The following is a 22,117-nucleotide window of genomic DNA, read 5'->3' as shown; positions in this document are numbered from 1 at the left end:
TCCGCGTGAGGGAGATCGTCTGGATCGAATGAGCCGCGTGGAAGCTCGCGTGATGAGCCGCAAGCGTGGGGTGAGGGTCTCGGCCTGAACCTGTAGATCAGGCGTCGTATGCCCTCACCCCGCCCGCTCTCCTCCGCGGGAGGAGGAGGCAGGAAGACGTGGAGACGACGGCGTGGCTCAGTCCTTCGGACGGAGCTTGGCGACTTCCGCGTCGCTCGGGAGATAATCCGAGCCCTTGCGGTAGACACTGTCGACCATGATGCCCTTGCCGTCCTTCAGCGCGGTCTTGCCGACGAAAGCGCCGAGCGTCGACTGGTGGTCGTTCTTGCGGAACGTGATCTCGCCGAACGGCGACGGCACGGAGAGCCCTTCGGCTGCCGCAATCAGCTTGTCGGCATCGGTCGAGCCGGCCTTGGCGAGAATGGCGGCCGCCGACTTGATGGTCTGATAGCCGACGATCGAGCCGAGACGCGGATAGTCGTTGTACTTGGCCTGATAGGCCTTCAGGAACGCGTCATGCTCGGGCGTCTTGATCGAGTACCAGGGATAGCCGGTGACGATCCAGCCCTCCGGCGTCTCATCCTTGAGTGGATCGAGATATTCCGGCTCGCCGGTCAGGAAGCTGACGACCTTGCGGTCCTTGAACAGGCCGCGGGTGTTGCCTTCGCGGACCAGCTTCACGAGATCGGCGCCGAAGGTGACGTTGAGGATCGCTTCGGGATTGGCGGCGGCGACGGCCTGTACGACAGGACCGGCGTCGATCTTGCCCTGCGGCGGCCACTGCTCGTCGACCCACTGGATATCAGGCCGCTTCTCCGAGAGCAGCTTCTTGAACACGGCCACGGCCGACTGGCCATATTCGTAGTTCGGCGCGATCGTCGCCCAGCGCTTGGCAGGCAGCTTGGCGGCTTCCTCGACCAGCATCGCCGCCTGCATGTAGTTCGACGGGCGCAGGCGGAAGGTGTATTTGTTGCCCTTCGACCAGGTGATGGCGTCGGTCAGCGGCTCGGCCGCCAGGAAGAACACCTTCTTCTGGTTGGCGAAGTCGCTGACGGCGAGGCCAATGTTCGACAGGAAGGTGCCTGCGAGCATCGCGACGTTCTCGCTCGACACCAGCTCGTTGGCTGCGGTCTGCGCGTCCGCCGGCTTGCCGCTGTCGTCCTTGGAGACGACGACGAGCTTCTTGCCGTTGATGCCGCCGGCCGCATTGACCTCCTCGACCGCGAGCTGCCAGCCCTTGCGATAGGGCTCGGTGAACGCCGGCAGCAGCGAGTAGCTGTTGATCTCGCCGATCTTGATGACGTCCTCGGCGCGCGCCGCGCCCGTCAGTCCCGCGACGGCAAGGCCCAGGCCTGCCGCAAGCATCGTTCTCCGTCGCATCCCTTCAGCCTCCAGTTTGATTTGGAATTATCGTAGACCGTCGTCGCCCTTGATCTCGGCGACCGTGAGCCCGCCGACACGCGGCAGCGGACGCCCGCTGTCGGTGACGGCGAGCGCGACCATGATCTCGTTGGCGCGTGGCGCATCGTTGATCTGCACCTCCATGCCGTCGAAATGGCTGCGCACGAAGGCCGCGTCCTTGTGCCCGAGCGGAATGTCGAGCGTGCAGCCGACGCCGCCGCGCTTCTTGGAAGACGGGATCAGCGCCGCGCCCTTGCCGAGCACCTTGCGCACCGGCGCACCCATCTTCGGATGCAGGATCGCCGCCGCATGCTCCAGCTCGCCGTCGCTGCCGACGGCCGCGGCCTTGCCGTAGCTGTGCGCGGCGGGCCCCTCAATACCCAGCGCTGCGACCGCTCGCTTCGCCAGCATCTCGCCGAGTTCCTCGCCGATCGCGATCAGCGGCGAGAGGTCCTCGACATAGCGGCCGGCGAACGGATTTTCGATCACGGCGATCGCCGCGGCGCGCCGCGTCGGCGGCGAGACGGCCTTGCCCATCTCCTGATGGACCTCCTCGACCACGGTCACGATCTTGCGGATGACGGCGCTCATCGTCGGCAGTTCCTCATGTTCCAGCCCAGCATGGATCAAACCTCACGCCGCCGCCGCCCGCAACCGGGACGGACTGATGATCTCGATCGGACGCGGACCGACCACACGGATAGCCCCGCCGAGCTGCAGGACGGCGCCTTCGATCAGACCATCCGCCAGCAGGGTCAGCGCGGCTTGCTCGCCAGATACCAGCGCGGTCGCGATGTCAGCATCACAGAGGTCGCCGACCTCGCATGTGACGAGCCGATGACCGAGATCGCTGTCCGGCTGCAGCTCGCAGGCGGGACGGCGGACAACGGCGGAATGCTCGGGCAGATCGACCGCATTCCCGATGACCGTCGCTGCGGCGTCGGCCTGCGCGGCGCTGCGCGCGAGCACGGTCACGGCATCGGCGATGCCGAGCGAGAAGCTGCGGCCATGACGGCCGGAGGTCGCAACGCCTCGAATTCCATCATTCGCGCGCAGCGTCATCCGGCGTAGGGTTCCGGCGCTGTCCGGCCGATCCATCAGCCCGACACTGAAGGTCGCTGCGTCACGCAGATGCAGCGCGATGTCGCCGCCATTGTTGACATAGGCGCGCGTCAGCTTCGCTGCGCGCAGCATCACGCCGAGGATCTCTTCCGCCACTGCGCCAGCGACGGCCGCCATCGGCGTGATGAACATCTCCGCCGCAAACGGCGCCACCGCCGTGTGCATGCGACGGGCAACGACACCGGTCAGCGAGCAATCCCGATCGGCGGCCTTGCGCAGCTCCCGCAGCTCCGAACAGAGCTCATCGAGCAGACCCGTGAAACGCTCCGCGGCAGCCTGGTAGGCGATGCGGATTTCGGCCTCCGGACCGTCGGCGCCGATAATCAGATCGATCGGGCCGTCCTGCAGATGCAGACGCCGGTCCGGCAACAGCGCGATCTGGGGCTGACGGCTCATGCGCCCTGCCCCGGCCAAGGTAGCTGCCGGATATCCTTGCTGACATCCCTCAATGTCGCGAGCGGCTGGACGTAGTCCATGTGGCCGCCGAGCGCCTCATAGTCCGACAGCTTCATCGTGAACTCGATCGGCGCCACCAGCGCCGGCGTCGGGACGTAGCCGAAGGCACCCGCCGGCATCTGCGTCACGTCCACCATGTAGGTGATGCCGCCGCCGGGCCAGACATAGACCGGCGCGCCGCCCGAGGTGACGCGCGTCAGCGCATCCTTGACCGAGCGCGTCAGCCGCACCGGATTGTCGGTGACACCCGCGCGCAGCGAGCCGCCGGCACCGGCCATGAAGAGCACGGTGCACAGCGCCGGCTCGCAATTCTCCTGAATGCGCTCGACCGAGAATTGCAGCTCCGGCGGCATCTCGCGCTGCACCGGCTTCAAGCTATCATCGAGCACATAGTAGCCGGCATGCTCGCCGGTCGTCGACACCATCAGCAGCGTCGTGCCTGGCTTCGCCGTCTTCGGATCGAACGGGCCGAGGATGGACAGCGGATCTGAGATGTCGGTGCCGCCCCAGCCGGTGCCGGGCTGCGCGACCTGGAAGTAACGGCCCGGTGTCGAACGCCGCCCTTTCATCTTGATTCCGGTCGCGGGGATATCGAGCAGCTTGCCGGCCTGGTGTTCCGACAGCACGCCGGTGATGTGATCGTCGACCACGACGACCTCGTCGACCTTGCCCTGCCACTGCTTGGCGAACATGCCGATCGTCGCCGAGCCGCAGCCGACGCGCATGCGCTCTTCCTTGACGCCGTTCACAACAGGCGGCTGCCCGGCCTGAACGATCACGCTGGCGCCGCCGTCGATGGTGAGCTCGACCGCCTTGCGGTTGCTGAGATCCATCAACGCGTCGCAGGTGACGCGCCCCTCCTTCTTGGAGCCGCCGGTCAGGTGATGCACGCCGCCGAGCGACAGCATCTGCGAACCGTATTCACTGGTCGTGACGTGCCCGACCGCCTCGCCGTCGACGCGCACGGTCGCCGCCTCCGGCCCGAGATAGCGGTCGGTGTCGATCTTCACCTTGACACCGCAGTAGCTGAAGATGCCCTCGGTCACCACAGTGACCATGTCGACGCCCTCGACCTGCGACGACACGATGAAGGGCGCCGGCTTGTAATCCGGATAGGTCGTGCCCGCGCCGATCGCGGTGACGAACAGCTCCGGCTGGTGCACGATCTTGCCGTCCCAGTCACCGCTGGCCTGAAACGGCACCAGCTTGCCGCCATGCGACACCGTCCGTTCCAGCAGGATGTGCGGATCGACGCGCACCAGCACGCCATCCTGATTGGCGTAGCGATCGCAGGCGCCGGCCGCGCCCGGCTTGATGTAGCACATCACCGGACAGGCATCACAGCGGATCTTGTCCCCTGCAGCGTCGCTCGCCGTCTCAGTCACCATGCGAAGGAGCCCATCTTGAAGCAGAGGCGGCATAACGCCGCCCGCCACGGCAATTCGTTCGTATACGAATGATGTCGCGCACCTCCGGCGACTGTCAAGCGCCACCGTGCCCGAAAAGCGGGTTTGCCGGATAATCGATCAGTTTGCCCTGCACAATGACGACAAATCGTGCATACGCTGCACCGCGAAACGCGGTACTTGCATGTTAGTACACAAACGATAGGCTCCCGGCGATCGCGATCGCATCCTCGTTAACGATACCACAGCGGACGACAGAAGGGCATGACGCCAGCACCGATTCGGCTGACCGTGAACGGACAGACGCATGACGTCGCCGTCGCGCCCAACACGCCCCTGCTCACGGTGCTGCGCAACGACCTCGCCCTGAACGGACCGAAATATGGCTGCGGCCTCGGTGAGTGCGGCGCATGCACCGTGCTGATCGATAGCCGGGCCGCGCGCTCCTGCGTCATTCCGATCGAAGGCTGCGCCGGCCGCAGCGTCACCACACTCGAAGGGCTCGGCTCGCGCGAGACGCCTGATCCGGTGCAGCAGGCCTTCATCGCCGAGCAGGCCGCGCAATGCGGCTATTGCCTCAACGGCATGATCATGACGACCAAGGCGCTGCTGGCGATCAAGCCCGACCCGTCGCTCGACGAGATCAAGCAGGCGCTGCGCTACAATCTCTGCCGCTGCGGCGCCCATGTCGAAATTCTCCGCGCAGCGATGCGCGCGGCCGGCCACACGCTCGAGGCGCTGGACTGATGGCCGAGCATCTCACTCCCACGGCCGCTGATCCGCGCGGCACGCTGAGCGTCGAGCGCCGCGTCGCCGACGGCTCGTCCGAAACCTTCATCAGAATCACCGCGGCCGGCGAGGTCTCGGCCTTCAACGGCCACGTCGATCTCGGCACCGGCATCCGCACCGCCCTGGGACAGATCGTCGCAGAAGAGCTCGACGTCTCCCTCGCGCGCGTGATCGTCGTGCTTGGTGATACCGCGGTCGTGCCCAACCAGGGTGCAACGATCGCCAGCGAAACCATTCAGATCACCGCCGTGCCGCTGCGCAAGGCGGCCGCGCAGGCGCGCGCCTTTCTGCTGGCGAGGGCAGCGGCTCAACTGATCCTCACCGCCGAGGATCTGACCGTCGAGGACGGACTGGTCCGCGGCCCCAACAATCGCGTGCTGAGTTATGGCGAGCTGATCGGCGACGACACGATCCGCCTCGAACTCGCCGACGACGTCGCCGTCAAATCCGTGGACAACTATCAGGTCGTCGGCCGCTCGGTGCCGCGCGTCGATCTTCCGTCGAAGGCAACAGGCGAACTGACGTACGTGCACGACGTGCGCGTGCCCGGCATGCTGCATGGCCGCGTCATTCGTCCACCTTATGTCGGGGTCGATGCCGGCCCGTTCATCGGCACCAGCCTGATCGGCGTCGACAAAGGCTCCGTACGCGACGTGCCCGGCCTGGTCGACATCGTCGTGATCGGCGATTTCATCGGCGTCGTCGCCGAGCGCGAGGAGCAGGCGATCCTGGCAGCCGAGCGGCTGCAGGTAACTTGGAAGCCGGTGCCGACATTGCGCGATCTCGATGACGTCGAGAACGCGCTGCGCGCCAATCCATCCGAGCCGCGCCGGCTGCTCGACAAGGGCGACGTCGATGCCGCCATCGAAGGCGCCGCGAAGCCGATGCGGCGGACCTATCTCTGGCCGTATCAGATGCACGGCTCGATCGGGCCGTCCTGCGCGGTCGCCGATGTTCGCGACGGCCACATTCGCATCTATTCGGGCACGCAGAACCCCCACCTCCTGCGCGCTGATCTCGCCAAGCTGATCGACTGCCCCGAACACCAGATCGAGCTGATCCGGTTGGAGGCCGCCGGCTGCTACGGTCGCAACTGCGCCGACGATGTCACCGCCGATGCGCTGCTGCTGTCCCGCGCCGTCGGCCGCCCGGTGCGCGTCCAGCTGACGCGCGAGCAGGAGCATGTGTGGGAGCCGAAGGGCACCGCGCAGCTGATGGACGTCAATGGCGGCCTCAACGCCGACGGCTCGGTGGCTGCCTATGAGTTCGCCACGCGCTATCCATCGAACGGCGCGCCGACCCTGGCGCTGCTGCTCACCGGCCGCATCGCGCCGGAGCCGGCCGTGTTCGAGATGGGGGACCGCACCGCGATCCCGCCCTACGACTACGACCACATGCGCGTCACGGCGCATGACATGCCGCCGATCGTCCGCGCCTCCTGGATCCGCGGCGTTTCGGCGCTGCCCAACACCTTCGCGCACGAATCCTACATCGACGAGCTCGCCGCCGAGGCTGAGGTCGATCCGATCGAATACCGGCTGCGCTATCTCAAGGACGAGCGCGCGCGTGACCTCGTAAATGCGGTTGCCGAGCGCGCCGGCTGGACACCGCGTCCGGTGCGCCAGGAGAAGACGCCGGAGAATGGCGTCGTGCACGGTCGCGGCTTTGCCTACGCACTCTACGTTCACAGCAAGTTTCCCGGCTATGGCGCTGCGTGGTCGGCGTGGATCGCCGATGTCGCCGTCAACACGACGACCGGGGAAGTCAGCGTCACGCGTGTGATCGCCGGCCAGGATTCCGGCCTGATGATCAATCCGGACGGCGTGCGCCACCAGATCGAAGGCAACGTCATCCAGTCCACCAGCCGGGCGCTGATGGAGGAGGTCCCGTTTGCGCGCGGCAAGGTGGCGGCACGGGAATGGGGCGCCTACCCGATCATCACATTCCCCGACGTGCCCAAGGTCGACGTGCTGATGCTGCCGCGGCCGGATCAGCCGCCGCTTGGCGTCGGCGAGTCCGCGTCGGTGCCGAGCGCCGCTGCGATCGCCAACGCAATCTATGACGCCACCGGCGTTCGCTTCCGCGAACCGCCGTTTACGCCGGAACGCATTTTGAAAGGCCTGCGCGGCGAACAGCTCGAGCCCGCCAAGCCACAGCCGCTGCCTACTCCGAACAGGCCTGCAGCCACTTGGATCAAACCTTTCGCCAAGCGCGGCGGCCTGATCGCAAGCGCGGTCGCGGCCTGTGCCGCGGCCATCGGCGTCGCGACGGCCGTGCTGCCGTGGCGCGCCATCGCGCCGATCACGCGTCCTGATCCCTCGGTCTATTCCGCAGCCACGATCGCACGCGGCGAGGCGCTCGCGGCGCTCGGCAATTGCGCCGTCTGCCACACCTCAGATGGCGGCCTGATCAATGCCGGCGGCCGCGCGCTGGAGACGCCGTTCGGCACGATCTTCAGCACCAACATCACGCCCGACGTCGAGACCGGCATCGGCGCCTGGTCCTACCCCGCCTTCGAGCGCGCGATGCGCGAGGGCGTGCATCGTGATGGACGGCAACTTTATCCGGCGTTTCCCTACACGCATTTCGCGCGCACCAGCGACGCCGATCTGCAGGCGCTGTACGCCTATCTGATGGCGCAGCAGCCCGTGCGGCAGCAAAGCTCGGACAATCAGCTGCGCTTTCCGTTCAACCTGCGGCCGCTGGTCGCCGGATGGAATGCGCTGTTTCACGGCACTGGACCCTTCAAGCCCGATCCGACCCAATCAGAGCAGTGGAATCGCGGCTTCTATCTCGTCGAAAGCCTCGGCCATTGCAGCGCCTGCCACTCGCCCCGCAATGCGCTCGGCGCCGAGCAGCGCGATGCCTATCTCGCCGGCGGCTTTGCCGATGGCTGGGAAGCGCCGGCGCTGACCGCGCTCTCGTCAGCGCCGATCCCGTGGACCGAGGACGAACTCGCCACCTATCTGCGCACCGGCCAATCGCGGTTCCACGGCGTGGCCGCCGGACCTATGGCGCCGATCGTCAAGGATCTCGCAACGCTGCCCGACGCGGACATCCGCGCGATGGCGACCTATCTTGCCTCCTTCCAGCAAGCCGCTCCCGAGCCTGCGAAACTGGAAACCCTTGCCGCAGAACTCGAAACGCGCACCAAGGTCACGTCGGCATCGTCCCCAGCCGCACGGCTCTATCTCGGCGCCTGCGCGGTCTGTCACGAGGTCGGCGGACTGCCGCTGTTCGGCAGCCGTCCATCGCTCGCCCTTAACAGCAATCTGCACAGCACGACGCCGGACAATCTGATCCAGGTGATCCTGCACGGCATCATGAAGCCGGCCTCTTCCGACCTCGGCTACATGCCGGCGTTCAAGGACCATCTGAGCGACGCGCAGCTCGCCGAGCTCGTCTCCTATCTCCGCGGGCAGTTCGCCCCGGACAAGCCAGCCTGGACCGACGTGGATGCTGCCGTCAGCCGCATCCGGTCGACCACGCCGCATTGAGACCGACGATGCTACCGGCGCTGGCGCCAAGACCACCACCCTGACGCGCATTCGGGCAGCCTTCTGCACCTAATTTCGCCTTGCAGCAGACGCCTTGCCGCTTTTAGAATTTGGCACTACGTTCCAAAAAATGGAACAAACGGTATCATCATGAGCGCCCTGACCAACGCCATCGACATCCTTCGCTGCTTCTCGACCTCGCGGCCCGACCTCTCCTTCGCCGACGTCCAGGTTCTGACCGGCAAGCCGAAGAGCTCGACCTCACGCCTGCTCCGCTCGCTCCGCGATTGCGGCCTGCTCGAGCAGGACCCGCACACCCGCCGCTATCGCCCGGGCCTGCTGACCTTCGAACTCGGCCGCCTGCACCGCGCCCATGACGACCTGCTGGCCATTGCCGAGCGCGAGCTGCGCGATGTCTGCGCGCGTACCGGCCACACCGGCTACATCGCGGTGCTCGACGGCTATCAGCAGGTGGTGCTGCGCATCGTCCCCGGCTCCAACCCGCTGCGCGTCGTCAACCCGCCGGGCCAGCGCACGCCGGCGATCGTCACCTCCAACGGCCGCGCGATGCTGGCGCGCCTGTCGGACCAGGACATCCGCGCGCGCGTGCCGCTCGACTATCCCAAGGTCCCGGCTAACTCGCCGCAAAACTTCAACGAGCTGATGGCGCGGCTGAACGAGATCCGCCGCACCGGCATCTCGGACGCCGCCGACGAAGCCATCGAGGGCGTGGGCTCGCAAGGCTTCGCGCTGTCGAGCGGCGAGAGCGGCGAATTGATCGGCATCGCCGTCTCCTATTCGGTGCAGGCCACGACCGAGATCGAGCGCGCCAATGTCCGCCGCGAGCTCAACGCCATGGCCACGAAGCTGCGGCGCGTGACCGGCGATCCGCTGGGCCAGACCATCGAGCAATTGGCCGGGCTGGCCTCCTGATGCCGAGCAAAAGCGCGCCGCGCGTCAACAGCCTTGCGCTGTTGATTCTGCCAAGCGCGCTGCTGTTCGCATTGTTCTTCTTCCTGCCGATCGGGCTGATGGCCGTCATGAGCGTGCTGACGGGAAATCCCGTCGTCATGCCCAATGTCGGCTTCACCACCAAGCACTACGCCCGCATGGGCAACGACAGCTACTATCTTGAGGTGATCTGGACCACGCTCCGCATTGGCCTCTGGACCACGCTGGTCGCGCTCGTGATCGGCTATCCGCTGGCGCATTGGATGGCGCGGATCAAGAGCCGCACCGGTCATGCGCTGCTGCTGATGGCCGTGCTGGCGCCGATGCTGACCGGCATCGTCGTGCGCACCTTCGCCTGGATGACGCTCTTGTCCGACAAGGGGGTCATCAACCAGACGCTGACCTCGCTCGGGCTGATCACGAAGCCCTTGCAGCTGATGTACAACGAGACCGGGATCGTCATCGGCCTCGTCCACATCTACGTGCCGTTCATGGTCCTGACCCTGACCGGCGTGATCGGCCGCATCGACGAGCGGCTGGAGCAGGCGGCGGAAAATCTCGGCGCCAGCCCCTGGCGCGCCTTCGTCGAGGTCACCCTGCCGCTCAGCCTGCCCGGCATCCTCGCCGGCTCGCTCTTGGTGTTCGCGCTCGCGATCAGCGCCTATGTCACGCCGATCCTGCTCGGCGGCTTCCAGATCATGACCCTGCCGATCCTGATCTATCAGCAGATCTCGGCGAACTTCAACGTCGGCTTCGCGGCTGCGCTCGGCATGGTTCTGCTCGTGATCTCGCTGTCGCTCGTCATTGCTTACAACCACGTGCTCGGCCTCGTCTCGGGCCAGCGCGAGCTGCAGTGAGGCCGGCGATGACGGGTCTCGCGTCCCCGCAGCAGACACCGCTGGCTCGCCCGATCGAGCTTGCGGCAGCCTCTGCCCTGCGGAGCCAGGCGACGCCGCGGCGATGGGGGCGCCGATTGTACTTGGCGGCGAACATCGCGGTCCTGATCTTCCTGCTGACACCGATCGCGATCGTGATCGTTTTCGCGCTCAACCCCACGCCGTTCATCCAGTTTCCGCCGGTCGGCGTGTCGCTGCGATGGTTCGAGAAATTCTTCGCCTCGCGCGACTTCATGCATGCGCTGTTGTTCAGCCTCGAAGTCGCCGCGATGACGACGATTGCCGCGACCGTGCTCGGCGCGTCCGCCGCGCTCGCCATTGCCCGCGGCAACCTGCCCGGCTCGCGGCTGATCGTGGCGACCATGCTGTCGCCCCTGATGCTGCCGGCGATCCTCACGGGACTCGCGCTGTTCCAGTCCTACGTGCTGCTCGACGTCGGCCGCCCCGTCTGGGGCTTGATCGCAGGGCACACGCTGGTGACGATCCCTTACGTCGTCCGCACGACCCTTGCCGTGCTGCATAATTTCGACGTGCGACTCGAGGAAGCCGCACAGAACCTCGGCGCCAGCCCGACCAGGACGTTCTTCGAAGTCACGCTGCCGCTGGTGAAGCCCGGCGTGATGGCCGGCGGGATCTTCGCCTTCATCGTGTCGTTCGACCAGTTCCCGGTGTCGCTGTTCCTGGTCGCACCCGGCAGCGAGACCCTGCCGATCACGCTGTTCAACTATCTCAAGTTCGACCTCGACGGCACCATCGGCGCCGCCTCGGTGGTCTCGATCCTGCTCTCCTTCATCGTCGTCATCGCGCTCGACCGCACCGTGGGCCTGCGCTCCACCGTCAAACTCTAACGGAGACTTCTGGCATGACCGCCTCATCGCGTCGCTTCCCCCTGAGCCGCCGCCGGCTGCTGACCGCGGCGGCCTCGCTCGGTGCCGGTGTCATCGCGGCGCCCTATGTCGCGCGCGCCGAGGAGCCGGTACTGAACATCACCGGCTGGGGCGGCAAATGGGGCGACGTGATGAAGGCCGAGATCGGCCCGGCGTTCGAGGCCAAGTTCAAGTGCAAGCTCAAGACCGACACCGCGCTGCCGTTCCTGCCGAAGCTGCAGGCCAGCTCGCGCTCCGCGCCGATCTACGACGTGCTGCACACCAACTCCAACGAGCAATGGGCGGCCGTCGAGATGGGCCTCGTCGAGCCCAAGGTCGATCCGAAGCTCGTGCCCAACATGGCGGACGTCTATCCCTACGCCGTCAGCGACAAGATCGTCGGCGTCTGCATTTTCACCAGCGCAATCGGGCTGGGGATGCGCACGGACAAGGGCTATGCCAACATCTCCTCCTGGAAGGAGATGTGGGACGCGAAATACAACGGCGTGCGCGGCGGCTACGTGATCCCGGTCAACAGCCTGGGCCAGGCCTTCCTGATGATGTGCGGCACGCTCTACGGCAAGGGCCAGACCGATCTCGACGCCGCCTATGCCGCGCTGGAGAAGCTGAAGCCGATCAAGCTCGTCGACTTCACCGGCGCGATGGAGAAGCTGTTCCTGTCGGGCGAAGTCGGGCTCGGCGTCATCCATGATTCCGGCATCTATCGTTACGACGGCCAGAACCAGCCGATTGACTTCATCACCCCGAGCGAGGGCGTGCTGTCGCTGGAGCAGGTGCTCAGCATCACGCCCGGCAGCAAGATGAAGGAGCTCGCCAACGCCTATATCAACTACATGCTGCGGCCCGAGGTTCAAAAGCGCCTCGCCGAGACGGTGTGGTACTCGCCGGCGAACAAGAAGGTGAAGCTCGACGCCAAGTACGACGCGAAGCTTCTGACCACGCCGGAGAAGGTCAGCAAGCTGATCCAGGTCGACTGGAAGTGGTACAACGCGCAGAAGGACGAGATCGACAGCCGGGTGAACCGGATCTTCCGCGCATGAGCGCAGCCATCGAGATCGCCTCGGTCAGCAAGATCTATGACGGCGGCGTTCGCGCCGTCGACACCGTCGCCATGGACATCCGGCCGGGCGAGTTCTTCTCGCTGCTCGGCCCTTCCGGCTGCGGCAAGACCACGACGTTGCGCATGATCGCGGGCTTCGACAGCCCGAGCACCGGCGAGATCCGTCTCGACGGCGCCGACATCACCCATGTGCCCGCGCACAAGCGAGACATGGCCATGGTGTTCCAGAACTACGCGCTGTTTCCGCACCGGACGGTGGCCGAGAACGTCGCCTTCGGCCTGCGCATGCGCAAGGTCGACAAGGCAACGATCGCCGCCAAGGTGAAGGCCGCGCTGGCGATGGTCGAATTGTCCGGGATGGAGGATCGCCGGCCGGCGCAGCTCTCCGGCGGCCAGCAGCAGCGCGTTGCGCTGGCGCGCGCCATCGTCATCTCGCCGCGCGTGCTGCTGTGCGACGAACCGCTCGGCGCGCTCGACAAGAAGCTGCGCCAGCAGATGCAGTTCGAGCTGAAGCAGTTGCAGAAGAACCTCGGCGTGACGCTGGTGTTCGTCACCCACGACCAGGAAGAGGCGCTGGCGATGTCGGATCGCATCGCGGTGATGAATGCCGGTCGCGTCGAGCAGATCGGCACACCGGTCGAGATCTACGATCAGCCGCGCACGCGCTTCGTCGCCGACTTCATCGGCGACACCAATGTTTTTCGCGGCCAGCGCGTGACCGTGGACGGCGGCCCTGGGATCGCCGTCGGCAATGGTCTCGTGCTGCCGCTGCCTCGCTCGGTCACTCCAGTCGATGGCGACGTTCTGTCGGTCGCGCTGCGGCCGGAGAAGATCACGGTGTCCCCAGCCGATCAGGCCGACGCCAAGAGCGTGTCGGCGCGTGGCACGGTCGAGAGCAGCAACTTTCTCGGTGGTGCCGTGCTCTACCGCGTCGTTCTCGACGGCAGCCAGCGCGTGCTGGCGCAGCAGCCGAATTCGGGAGCCGGTCCGCAGCATACGCCTGGCCAGGCCGTTGCGCTCGGCTGGCGGCCGGCCGATCTCGTCATTCTCGAGGATTGATATTTTGAACGTCATGCTTTCATCCCCGTCTCCCGCCCACCTCACCCAGCGGCGCATGGGCATCGTCGTCATCGGCCAAAGCCCGCGCCCGACAATGGAGGCCGAGATCGCGGCGGTGTTGTCGCCAGGGATGACGATCGAGCTGCGCGGCGCGCTCGACGGCATGAGCCGCGCCGAAATTGACCAGATCCCACCGCTCGATGGCGCCGACGCGCTGTTCACCTTGCTGCCGAACGGCGACAATGTGCGGCTCAGCAAAAAGGCCGTGGAAGCCCGCGCCAATACGCAGCTCGCGAAGTTTCGCCAGGAAGGGATCGACGTGGTCATGCTCGCCTGCACTGGCGAGTTTCCGAACCTCACGCCGGAAGGCCTCGTGATCCTGCCCTCGGCCGTCCTGCACAAGATGGTCGAAGCCGTGTTGCCGAAGGGCCGGCTCGGCGTGTTCTCGCCGCTGCCGGAGCAGACAGCGCTGATCGCCAAGAAGTGGCAACGTGCTGGCGTCGAGGTCGTCGGCGTCACGCTGCAGCCGGGCTCGGATGACGCCACCGTCGATGCCGCGGCGCGCGAGATGGCGGCCAGGCAGCCCGATCTCGTCGTGCTCGACTGCATGAGCTATTCCAGCGCCAACAAGGCCCGCGTGCGTCGGCATTATCCGGGCCCCGTGATCCTGTCGATCGCAGCGGCCGCGCGCGTGGTCGAGGAGCTGGTGTCGTGAGCGAGGTCGAGATGAAGACGATCAGCCTCGATGACATCGAGGCGCTCGCGGTCGGCGCCTGGATCCTCGGCACCGGCGGCGGCGGCAGTCCCTATCTCGGCCTGCTCAATCTGCGTCGGCTCTATGCGGAAGGGCATCGCGTGCAGCTGATGTCGCCGCTGGATCTCGGCGACGACGACTGGGTCGCGGTGGTCTCCAACATGGGCGCACCTCTGGTCGGCCAGGAGCGGCTCGCCGACAGCCGCAGCATCGCGCGTGCCGTGCGGATGCAGGAAGAGATCAACGGCTTCAAATTTCGCGCCGTGATGTCGGTCGAGATCGGCGGCGGCAACGGCATGCAGGCGCTGATGGCGGCGGCGCATCTGAACATTCCGGTCGTCGACGCCGACTGCATGGGCCGCGCCTTTCCCGAAGCGCAGATGACGTCGGTGGCGATCGGCGACCTTAAGCCGTATCCCTGTACGCTGTACGATCCGCGCGGCATCGAGGCCGTGGTGACGAAGGTGCCCTCCTGGAAGTGGATGGAGCGCGCCAGCCGCAAGATCTGCGTCGAGATGGGCTCGATTGCCTCGACCAGCAAGGCACCTCGCACGGGACGCGAGGTCAAGGACTGGGGTATCCACTTCACCACGACAAAGGCAATTGCGATCGGCCGCGCCGTGAACGCTGCCAACAAGAACCACCAGGACCCGATCGCGGCGATCCTCGATTGCGAGGGCGGCCAACGGCTGTTTACCGGCAAGATCGTCGACGTCGAGCGCCGCACCACCGAGGGCTTCCTCCGCGGCTCTGCCGTCATCGAGGGCAGCGACGCCGATCGCGGCACGCAGCTCAAGCTGTCGTTCCAGAACGAATGGATCGTGGCCTGGCGCGATGATCAGGCGATCGCGATGTCGCCCGACCTGATCTGCGTTCTCGACAGCGTCAACGGCCACGGCATCGGCACCGAGACCGTGCGCTACGGTCAGCGCGTCACCGTGATTGCCCTGCCTGCGCCTGCCGTGCTGACCAGCCCGCGCGGCCTCGACTTCGTCGGCCCCCGCGCCTTCGGTTACGACCTCGATTTCCGGTCGCTGTTTGCGACCTCTGGAGCCTAGTGAATGAAGCGGATTGGTATTGACGTCGGTGGCACCAACACCGACGCGGTCTTGATTGCCGACGACAAGGTCGTCCACTCGGTCAAGGCCGCGACCACCGCCGACGTCACCTCCGGCATTCTCGCCGCGCTGAAGGCGCTGCGCGAAAATCCCGCGGCGGCCGTGCCGGTCGATGCGGTCGTGATCGGCACCACGCATTTCATCAATGCGGTGGTGCAGCGGCGGCATCTGCACAAGATCGGCGCGATCAGGATCGGCATGCCGGCCTCCGCCTCGCTGCCGCCGTTCTGCGACTGGCCGGCGGATCTGGCCGAGCTCGTCAGCGGCGAGACGTTCATGCTGGAGGGCGGTCATGACTATGACGGTCGTCCGTTCATGCCGCTCGACACCAACGGACTGAAGGCCGCCGCGCGGACGATCAAGGCCAAGGGGCTGCGCTCGGTCGCTGTCGCCTCGTCGTTCTCGCCACTCGATCCGAGCTGCGAGATCACGGCGCGCGAGATCTTCGCCGAGATCTGCCCTGAGGTCGCGGTGACGCTGTCGCACGACCTCGGCCGCATCGGACTCCTCGAGCGCGAGAACGCCGCCCTCCTCAATGCGGCACTCCATGATCTCGCCGTCACCACCGTCGCCGCCTTCCGCAAGGCGATCGCCGATTCCGGGATCGATGCGCCGTTGTTCCTGACGCAGAACGACGGCACCGTGATGCAGGCGGAGATCGCGACCGCGTTTCCGGTCATGAGCTTCGCCTCCGGCGCCACCAATTCGATGCGCGGCGCCGCATATCTCTCCGGCCTCGACGACGCCATGGTCGTCGATGTCGGCGGCACCACCTCCGACATCGGCCAGCTCCGCCACGGCTTTCCGCGCGAGGCCAATGCCGTGGTCGAGGTCGGCGGCGTGCGCACCCTGTTCCGCATGCCCGACCTGCTCTCGATCGGCCTCGGCGGCGGCAGCCACGTCGCCGAGGAGCCGGTCCGCGTCGGGCCGGTCAGCGTCGGATATCGGCTGACCTCCGAGGCGCTGGTGTTCGGCGGCGACCAGCTCACCGCGACCGACATCGCGGTCGCGGCCGGGCTGATCGACATCGGCGACCGCGCGCGCGTCGCGCATCTGCCGAAAACCCTGATCGACGCCGCGCTCGCCGATGCCCATCGCCAGCTCGAGGGCGACATCGACCGGATGAAGACCGAGGCCGGCGACGTGCCGCTGCTCGCGGTCGGCGGCGGCGCGTTCCTGGTGCCGGAGCGGCTCGCCGGCATTTCCAACATCGTCCGCGTCCCGCATGGCGACTGCGCCAATGCGGTCGGCGCCGCGATCGCGCAGGTGTCGGGCGAGGCCGACCAGGTGTTCCGCGACCTGACGCGCGACGAGGCCATCGCGGCGGCCCGCGGCATCGCCGAGGACCGCGCCGTGCAGGCCGGCGCCGAGCGCGGCACGCTCAAGACCGTAGACGTCGAGGACATGCCGATCGCCTACCTCCCCGGCAATGCGCTCCGCGTCCGCGTTCGCGTCGCCGGCGCCATCGCTGAGCCCAGCATCGGCGCGGCGGCGTAGCTCATGCCAGCTCCGGCAGCCTGATCACGCCGGCCTCGGCGCCTTCGGCCCTGGCGGCCGCCATCGAGCCGCCGAGGTCGATGCCGCGGCAGGCGCTGTCGATCACGATCGCCTCGAAGCCGAGCCGGCGCGCATCGACGGCCGAATAGTGCACGCAGAAATCGGTCGCGAGCCCGACCAGGACAACCCGCTTCAAACCGCGCTCGCGCAAATAGCCGGCAAGCCCGGTCGGCGTCGTCTTGTCGTTCTCGAAGAACGCCGAATAGGAATCGATGCTGCTGCGAAAACCCTTGCGGATGATCATCTGCGCCTTGTCGATCGAAAGCTCCGGATGGAATGCCGCGCCCGGCGTGCCCTGGATGCAGTGATCCGGCCACAGCGTCTGCGGCCCATAGGGCATCGTGACGCTCTCGAACGGTCCCTTGCCGGGATGGCTCGACGCGAACGAGCTGTGGCCCGCCGGATGCCAATCCTGGGTCAGCACGACATGATCGAACATCGCGCTGAGCCGGTTGATCACCGGCACCACCGCGTCGCCGTCGGCGACCGCGAGCGCGCCGCCCGGACAAAAATCGTTCTGCACATCGATGATGAGCAGCACATCCTCGTTGGTCTTGATCTGCATCCCTGTCTGCACCCCTGTCACGAAGCTTCGCCCAGGATGGCCCCGGCCCGCGGCGATCTCAAGCGGCAAGCACCGATCCGCTCGTCCAAGTCCAGCCCCTCCATTTTGGAATCCCTGCCCTGCAGGCCGAGCCTGGAAACGCCGGAGGATTCATGGATTCTCCCAGGCTGGAGAGAGCCGATGCCACCTGCCAACACGCGCCGCCAAGCGATCCCAAATCTCGAGCGCTGGGCGTTCGGCATCCTGCGCGATGCCGGCGCCGTCACCGAATGCGAGGAGCATGGCTGGATGCGAGAGCGAGGCGATCCAGATGCGGTGGCCCGGGCGCGTCGCACCGCCAGCGACGATCCGCCGCGCGGCGTCTGCAGTTCGGAAGCAATCGCTGCGATCGAGGATGTCCTCAGCGCGATCGGCGACACCTGCCCTGATTGTTCGGCCGCGGACGAACCGGAAGAGTCGCCACGATTCAAATAAGTGATTCCGCGCCGGCCCAAAGATGTCCTAGCCTGACCACTCAACCGCAGGGCTATCACATATGGCGATCGATGTGTTGGGCCCGTCTCTAGCCCGGGCATGACGGTGTGGGGACAGTTTCGCGACAAACCCAGATTGGCCCTCAGCGAGAGTCCTGCGCTCAACCGGGAGACGTCGTCGTGCTGAAACGTCCTGCCCAATGGCTCATCCGCAAGCCTTGCCCGACCTGCGGCCGCCCGCTCGCAATTCGTGAGCGGCAGCATGAGGCGATCTCGGGCGGGAAGGCAGATGTCGGACTCTCCGCGACCGTCCGGCCGCGCGAGCCGGTCTGCCCCGTCTGCGACGGCCCCGATCCGCTCCGTTCGCCCAAGGCACTCGGCTGGGCCAGGGGATCGCTTCGGCCGCCGCAGCGGCCGAAGCTGACCTGACGCTAACGCGCGAGCTTGCGCGTCACCTTCTTGCGGCTGTTGCCGACCTTCTTGACGGCCTTCTTCACGGCCGATGCCGACCGTCCGGTCTTCTTGGCCTCGTAGCGCACTTCGTAGTCCTGTCCGCCCGCGACGCGGGCACGGTCCTGCTTGCGTCCGCGTGCTGACTTCGCCGTCGTGGTCTTCTTCTTTGCTGCCATGGTGCATCTCCTTGTCAGCGCGCAACGCGCAACTCGGCGAGGCAGTTCCGCTGACAGCACACATCGCAGCGCTCACCCCAGATCGAACTTCACGCCCTGCGCCAGCGGCAGGCTGCGTCCGTAGTTCACGGTGTTGGTGGCGCGGCGCATATAGGCCTTCCATGAGTCGGAGCCGGACTCGCGGCCGCCGCCGGTCTCCTTCTCGCCGCCGAACGCGCCGCCAATCTCCGCTCCTGACGGCCCGATATTGACGTTGGCGATGCCGCAGTCGGAGCCGCGCGAGGAGACGAACAGTTCGGCCTCGCGCAGATCGTTGGTGAAGATCGACGACGACAGGCCCTGCGGCACCGCATTGTGCAGCTCGATCGCGGCATCGAGATCGCGATACGGCATGACATAGAGAATGGGCGCGAAGGTCTCGCGCTCGACCGGTCCTGCCTGCGCGGCGATCTCGACCAGCGCCGGCCGCACATAGTAGGCCCCGTCGAGACCGCCGACGCTGACGCGCTCGCCGCCGAACACCCGGCCGCCATGATCCTTCGCGGCGCTCAGGGCGTCCTGCATCGCGTCGTAGGCGCCGCGGTCGATCAGCGGGCCGATCAACGTGCCCGGCTCCAGCGGATTGCCGATCGCGACCGACGCATAGGCCTGCTTCAGCCGCGGCACGAGCTGCTCATAGACATCGGCATGCACGAACAGCCGGCGCAGGCTGGTGCAGCGCTGGCCGGCGGTGCCCATCGCGGCGAAGGCGACGGCGCGAAGCGTGAGATCGAGATCGGCGGTGGGCGTGACGATCGCGGCATTGTTGCCGCCGAGTTCGAGGATGGCGCGGGCAAAGCGGCCGGCGAGGCAGGCGCCGACGACGCGGCCCATCGCGGTCGAGCCGGTCGCCGACACCAGCGGCACGCGCGCGTCGTCGACCAGCATCTCGCCGACGGCGCGGCCGCCGAGCAAAAGGCCCGCGAGCCCATCCGGCGCCTCGCCGCGGAAGCGCTGAAGCGCCCGCGCCAGCAGCGCGTCGGTCGCGAGCGCCGTCAGCGGCGTCTTCTCCGAGGGCTTCCACACGACGCTGTTGCCGCACACCAGCGCGATCGCCGCATTCCAGGCCCAGACGGCAACCGGAAAATTGAAGGCCGAGATGACGCCGGTCACGCCCAGGGGATGCCACGTCTCCATCATGCGGTGCTCGGCGCGCTCGGTCGCGATGGTCAGGCCGTAGAGCTGGCGCGACAGGCCGACGGCGAAGTCGCAGATATCGATCATCTCCTGAACCTCGCCGAGGCCCTCCGACACGATCTTGCCGGCCTCGATCGAGACCAGCCGGCCGAGCGCGGCCTTGTTGGCGCGCAGCTCCTCGCCGAGCAGCCGCACCAGCTCGCCGCGCTTGGGCGCCGGCAGCAGCCGCCATTGCAAAAAGGCTGCATGGGCGCGAGCGATCACCGCGGTCGCGTCGGCCTGCGTGTCGTCGTGCACCTGCGCCAGCGCCTCGCCGGTGATCGGTGAGCGCGCGGTACGGGTGCCGCCGCGCAACCGCTCCGGGGCGACGCCGAGCGACGTCAGGATGTCCGTGGTTTCGGCGGCGAGGCTGAAAGAATGTGCTTGCGACATATGCAACTCCGGATTTGTCCTTCGCGCCGATGCGCGCGAGACGACAGGATCGGTCGTTCGAGATGGCCTCCCATCTAGATCAAATTCCGCAGCAGTGCGAGGGCTGGGCGCTGGGCGATCGGCCGTTGGCGGGCCGGCTGCGACGCCCTGGCAAGTCCGCTTTCCCTGGCAAGCCACCTTCCAAAAGCGCCTTTCACCATCGCGCTTGACACCGGACTGCGACGCTCGACCCGCGCCACATGGGGCCGTTGCTCGATCATCACACCGGTTGGCTCGCCACGCCTGGCCTCGATCCCTCGCGCGTCAGCGCGGTCCCGCGACGCTGATGCGCCCGGGCTGATGAGATCGACGGCCCCTCGGACAATCACGAGGGCGCAGGGAATGCCGGGCGCTGGCCGCAACCCATGGCCCGCCTGCAAACAAAAGCAGGCGGCAGTCACCACAGGTTCAGCCGAACTCCGCTTGAGTTCAAACGGTCGTCGCAACACTGGATCGTTTTTGTTGTACCGATGACAGTAATTCGTCAAGCGCCTCGGCTGGCGTTTTCCAGCCCAGGGTCTTTCTCGGTCGGCCGTTGAGAGCCTCTGCAACCGCGGCGATCTCACCGGCACTATAGACACTCAGGTCTTCGCCTTTTGGGAAGTATTGCCGCAGCAGGCCGTTGGTGTTCTCATTCGTGCCCCGCTGCCACGGGCTGTGCGGATCGCAGAAGTAAACTTGAATGCCCGTATCGATCTTGAGACGACTGTGCTGAGCCATTTCGGCTCCTCGATCCCAAGTTAGCGAACGCCGCAGTTCTTCAGGCAGGGTGATGATGGTCCGCATGATCGCATCGCGCACGGCCTCGGCCCCGTGGCCCGAGAGCGCCGGCCCGCCCTTGGCACGGAGAGCCTCGCCATACCCCAGCAGTCGAGGGAGGTGCAGCAGCATCGTAAAGCGCGTCGTGCGTTCGACCAGCGTGCCAATTGCCGAACTCTCGCTGCCGACAATCAGATCTCCTTCCCAATGGCCTGGCACGGCCCGATCTGCTACCTCGGCAGGACGCTCGCTGATCATGATCTCCGGCGTGACAAAGCTTTTGTCCCGCTTACCCGCACGGGCCCTGGGCACCCGTCGCACACGTCCGCTGCGCAAGCAGGTCGTCAGTTCATGGCGGAGAGCCCCACGGCCCTGAACAAAAATAGCTTGATAAATGGCCTCGGGGCTGATGCGCATGGTCTCATCATCCGGAAAGTCGATCGGCAGGCGTCGGGCAATTTGCTCGGGGCTCCAGGCCTTCTTCCATCGCCGATCCTTGCACGTCTCTGATGACCGATGGTCCTTCCGAACAGCACGGCCACGCGCTTCGTCTGGCAGCGCGACCACACCGGAAAGCCGTTCTTCCACATAAGCCCGCAAGGCGACGTTAGACGCAAGCTTCGCCGGCTTGGGGCGACGGGCTGAGCGATCGGCATGCCACTGGGCGGTTGTCGCCCGATAGGCCATCCTGCCACCGTGAGTGGCCGCGTTGCGATCGAGTTCGCGGGAAATGGTCGAGGCAGTTCGTCCCAGCCGGCGGCTGATCTCCCGCATCGAATGGCCTTGCGTATTAAGAAGCGCGATCTCCTCGCGTTCCGCAAACGAAAGGTATCTCGCCGACAGTGGCTTTGACGACGGCCTGAAAATCGAGGGGGGCATACCACCTGCCTTCCGGAATAATCTGTATCCGGCGTCAGGGGGCACTCCGGCTTCAAGCGCAGCATCTTCGCTGCTCAGCCCTCTGGCAATCGCCTGCCAAAATCGTTGCTGTTCAGCCCGACCGGCAACGGGTGGACGTCCCTCAGAGCCCAGCCGCGCACGGGTCGATCTCTTCCTTCGAATGGCCATCGCAATCTCCTAATTCTGGAGTG

General features: G+C 66.4%; 20 protein-coding genes. 12 read left to right on the top strand and 8 right to left on the bottom strand.

Annotated elements, in window-relative coordinates:
- Positions 1-177 precede the first annotated feature (177 nt).
- The 4 genes from ACQR1Y_RS24770 to ACQR1Y_RS24755 are packed head-to-tail and all read right to left on the bottom strand — an operon-like array spanning position 178 to position 4,367.
- Entirely contained in the window at positions 178-1,380 is a 1,203-nt protein-coding gene (locus tag ACQR1Y_RS24770) for an ABC transporter substrate-binding protein (protein ID WP_434878744.1), read from the bottom strand.
- Positions 1,381-1,407: 27 nt separating this feature from the next.
- Entirely contained in the window at positions 1,408-1,992 is a 585-nt protein-coding gene (locus ACQR1Y_RS24765; protein ID WP_434856944.1) for an amino acid synthesis family protein, read from the bottom strand.
- Positions 1,993-2,034: 42 nt separating this feature from the next.
- On the bottom strand, positions 2,035-2,919 hold the full coding sequence (locus tag ACQR1Y_RS24760) for a UPF0280 family protein (RefSeq protein ID WP_434878745.1): 885 nt from the start codon (positions 2,917-2,919) through the stop codon (positions 2,035-2,037).
- On the bottom strand, positions 2,916-4,367 hold the full coding sequence (locus ACQR1Y_RS24755) for a 6-hydroxynicotinate reductase (RefSeq protein ID WP_434878746.1): 1,452 nt from the start codon (positions 4,365-4,367) through the stop codon (positions 2,916-2,918). Before ACQR1Y_RS24755 ends, ACQR1Y_RS24760 begins: the two co-directional genes overlap by 4 nt.
- Positions 4,368-4,649: 282 nt before the next feature.
- On the opposite strand from ACQR1Y_RS24755, the gene ACQR1Y_RS24750 reads away from it, so the two are divergent.
- From ACQR1Y_RS24750 to ACQR1Y_RS24705, 10 genes are all read left to right on the top strand, one after another.
- Positions 4,650-5,132, top strand: coding sequence for a (2Fe-2S)-binding protein (locus tag ACQR1Y_RS24750; protein WP_434856947.1), 483 nt, complete (start codon positions 4,650-4,652; stop codon positions 5,130-5,132).
- Positions 5,132-8,671 carry a molybdopterin cofactor-binding domain-containing protein gene (locus ACQR1Y_RS24745; protein WP_434878747.1) on the top strand — a complete coding sequence of 1,180 codons (3,540 nt, stop codon included), beginning with the start codon at positions 5,132-5,134 and terminating at the stop codon, positions 8,669-8,671. Before ACQR1Y_RS24750 ends, ACQR1Y_RS24745 begins: the two co-directional genes overlap by 1 nt.
- A 150-nt stretch (positions 8,672-8,821) precedes the next feature.
- Positions 8,822-9,604, top strand: coding sequence for an IclR family transcriptional regulator (locus tag ACQR1Y_RS24740; protein ID WP_434878748.1), 783 nt, complete (start codon positions 8,822-8,824; stop codon positions 9,602-9,604).
- A complete protein-coding gene (locus tag ACQR1Y_RS24735) occupies positions 9,604-10,479 on the top strand; it encodes an ABC transporter permease (RefSeq protein ID WP_434878749.1) in 876 nt (291 codons plus the stop codon). Before ACQR1Y_RS24740 ends, ACQR1Y_RS24735 begins: the two co-directional genes overlap by 1 nt.
- Before the next feature lie 8 nt (positions 10,480-10,487).
- On the top strand, positions 10,488-11,366 hold the full coding sequence (locus ACQR1Y_RS24730; protein WP_434878750.1) for an ABC transporter permease: 879 nt from the start codon (positions 10,488-10,490) through the stop codon (positions 11,364-11,366).
- 14 nt (positions 11,367-11,380) lie between these two features.
- Positions 11,381-12,445 (top strand): extracellular solute-binding protein, encoded by a 1,065-nt coding sequence (locus ACQR1Y_RS24725; protein WP_434878751.1) that lies wholly within the window; start codon positions 11,381-11,383, stop codon positions 12,443-12,445.
- A complete protein-coding gene (locus ACQR1Y_RS24720; protein WP_434878752.1) occupies positions 12,442-13,524 on the top strand; it encodes an ABC transporter ATP-binding protein in 1,083 nt (360 codons plus the stop codon). The genes ACQR1Y_RS24725 and ACQR1Y_RS24720 overlap by 4 nt, the downstream gene beginning before the upstream one ends.
- A gap of 13 nt (positions 13,525-13,537) precedes the next feature.
- Positions 13,538-14,239 carry an AroM family protein gene (locus tag ACQR1Y_RS24715; RefSeq protein ID WP_434878753.1) on the top strand — a complete coding sequence of 234 codons (702 nt, stop codon included), beginning with the start codon at positions 13,538-13,540 and terminating at the stop codon, positions 14,237-14,239.
- Positions 14,236-15,336 (top strand): DUF917 domain-containing protein, encoded by a 1,101-nt coding sequence (locus tag ACQR1Y_RS24710; protein WP_434878754.1) that lies wholly within the window; start codon positions 14,236-14,238, stop codon positions 15,334-15,336. The genes ACQR1Y_RS24715 and ACQR1Y_RS24710 overlap by 4 nt, the downstream gene beginning before the upstream one ends.
- A 3-nt stretch (positions 15,337-15,339) precedes the next feature.
- Positions 15,340-16,893, top strand: a complete 1,554-nt coding sequence (locus ACQR1Y_RS24705) for a hydantoinase/oxoprolinase N-terminal domain-containing protein (RefSeq protein ID WP_434878755.1) — start codon at positions 15,340-15,342, stop codon at positions 16,891-16,893.
- A gap of 1 nt (position 16,894) precedes the next feature.
- Here the strand turns inward: ACQR1Y_RS24705 and pncA are convergent, their stop codons facing one another.
- Positions 16,895-17,518, bottom strand: coding sequence for a bifunctional nicotinamidase/pyrazinamidase (gene pncA, locus ACQR1Y_RS24700; RefSeq protein WP_434878756.1), 624 nt, complete (start codon positions 17,516-17,518; stop codon positions 16,895-16,897).
- A gap of 36 nt (positions 17,519-17,554) precedes the next feature.
- Between pncA and ACQR1Y_RS24695 the strand changes: the two genes are divergently transcribed.
- Both ACQR1Y_RS24695 and ACQR1Y_RS24690 read left to right on the top strand, forming a co-directional pair.
- Positions 17,555-17,992, top strand: a complete 438-nt coding sequence (locus tag ACQR1Y_RS24695; protein ID WP_434878757.1) for a hypothetical protein — start codon at positions 17,555-17,557, stop codon at positions 17,990-17,992.
- Between the two features lie 179 nt (positions 17,993-18,171).
- The gene (locus ACQR1Y_RS24690) at positions 18,172-18,420 is read left to right on the top strand and encodes a hypothetical protein (RefSeq protein WP_434856959.1); all 249 of its coding nucleotides are present in this window, start codon (positions 18,172-18,174) and stop codon (positions 18,418-18,420) included.
- A gap of 2 nt (positions 18,421-18,422) precedes the next feature.
- Here ACQR1Y_RS24690 and ACQR1Y_RS24685 read toward each other — a convergent pair whose 3' ends face one another.
- The 3 genes from ACQR1Y_RS24685 to ACQR1Y_RS24675 form a co-directional block, all read right to left on the bottom strand.
- A complete protein-coding gene (locus ACQR1Y_RS24685; protein ID WP_434878758.1) occupies positions 18,423-18,620 on the bottom strand; it encodes a DUF3606 domain-containing protein in 198 nt (65 codons plus the stop codon).
- 72 nt (positions 18,621-18,692) lie between these two features.
- On the bottom strand, positions 18,693-20,228 hold the full coding sequence (gene amaB, locus ACQR1Y_RS24680) for an L-piperidine-6-carboxylate dehydrogenase (protein ID WP_434878759.1): 1,536 nt from the start codon (positions 20,226-20,228) through the stop codon (positions 18,693-18,695).
- A 468-nt stretch (positions 20,229-20,696) separates the two neighbouring features.
- Entirely contained in the window at positions 20,697-22,094 is a 1,398-nt protein-coding gene (locus tag ACQR1Y_RS24675) for an IS30 family transposase (RefSeq protein WP_434878760.1), read from the bottom strand.
- Between the last annotated feature and the right edge of the window lie 23 nt (positions 22,095-22,117).

The sequence above is a fragment of the Bradyrhizobium sp. HKCCYLRH3099 genome, from assembly GCF_051167855.1.
Lineage (GTDB): Bacteria > Pseudomonadota > Alphaproteobacteria > Rhizobiales > Xanthobacteraceae > Bradyrhizobium.
This window is presented reverse-complemented; position numbering and strand designations above follow the sequence as displayed.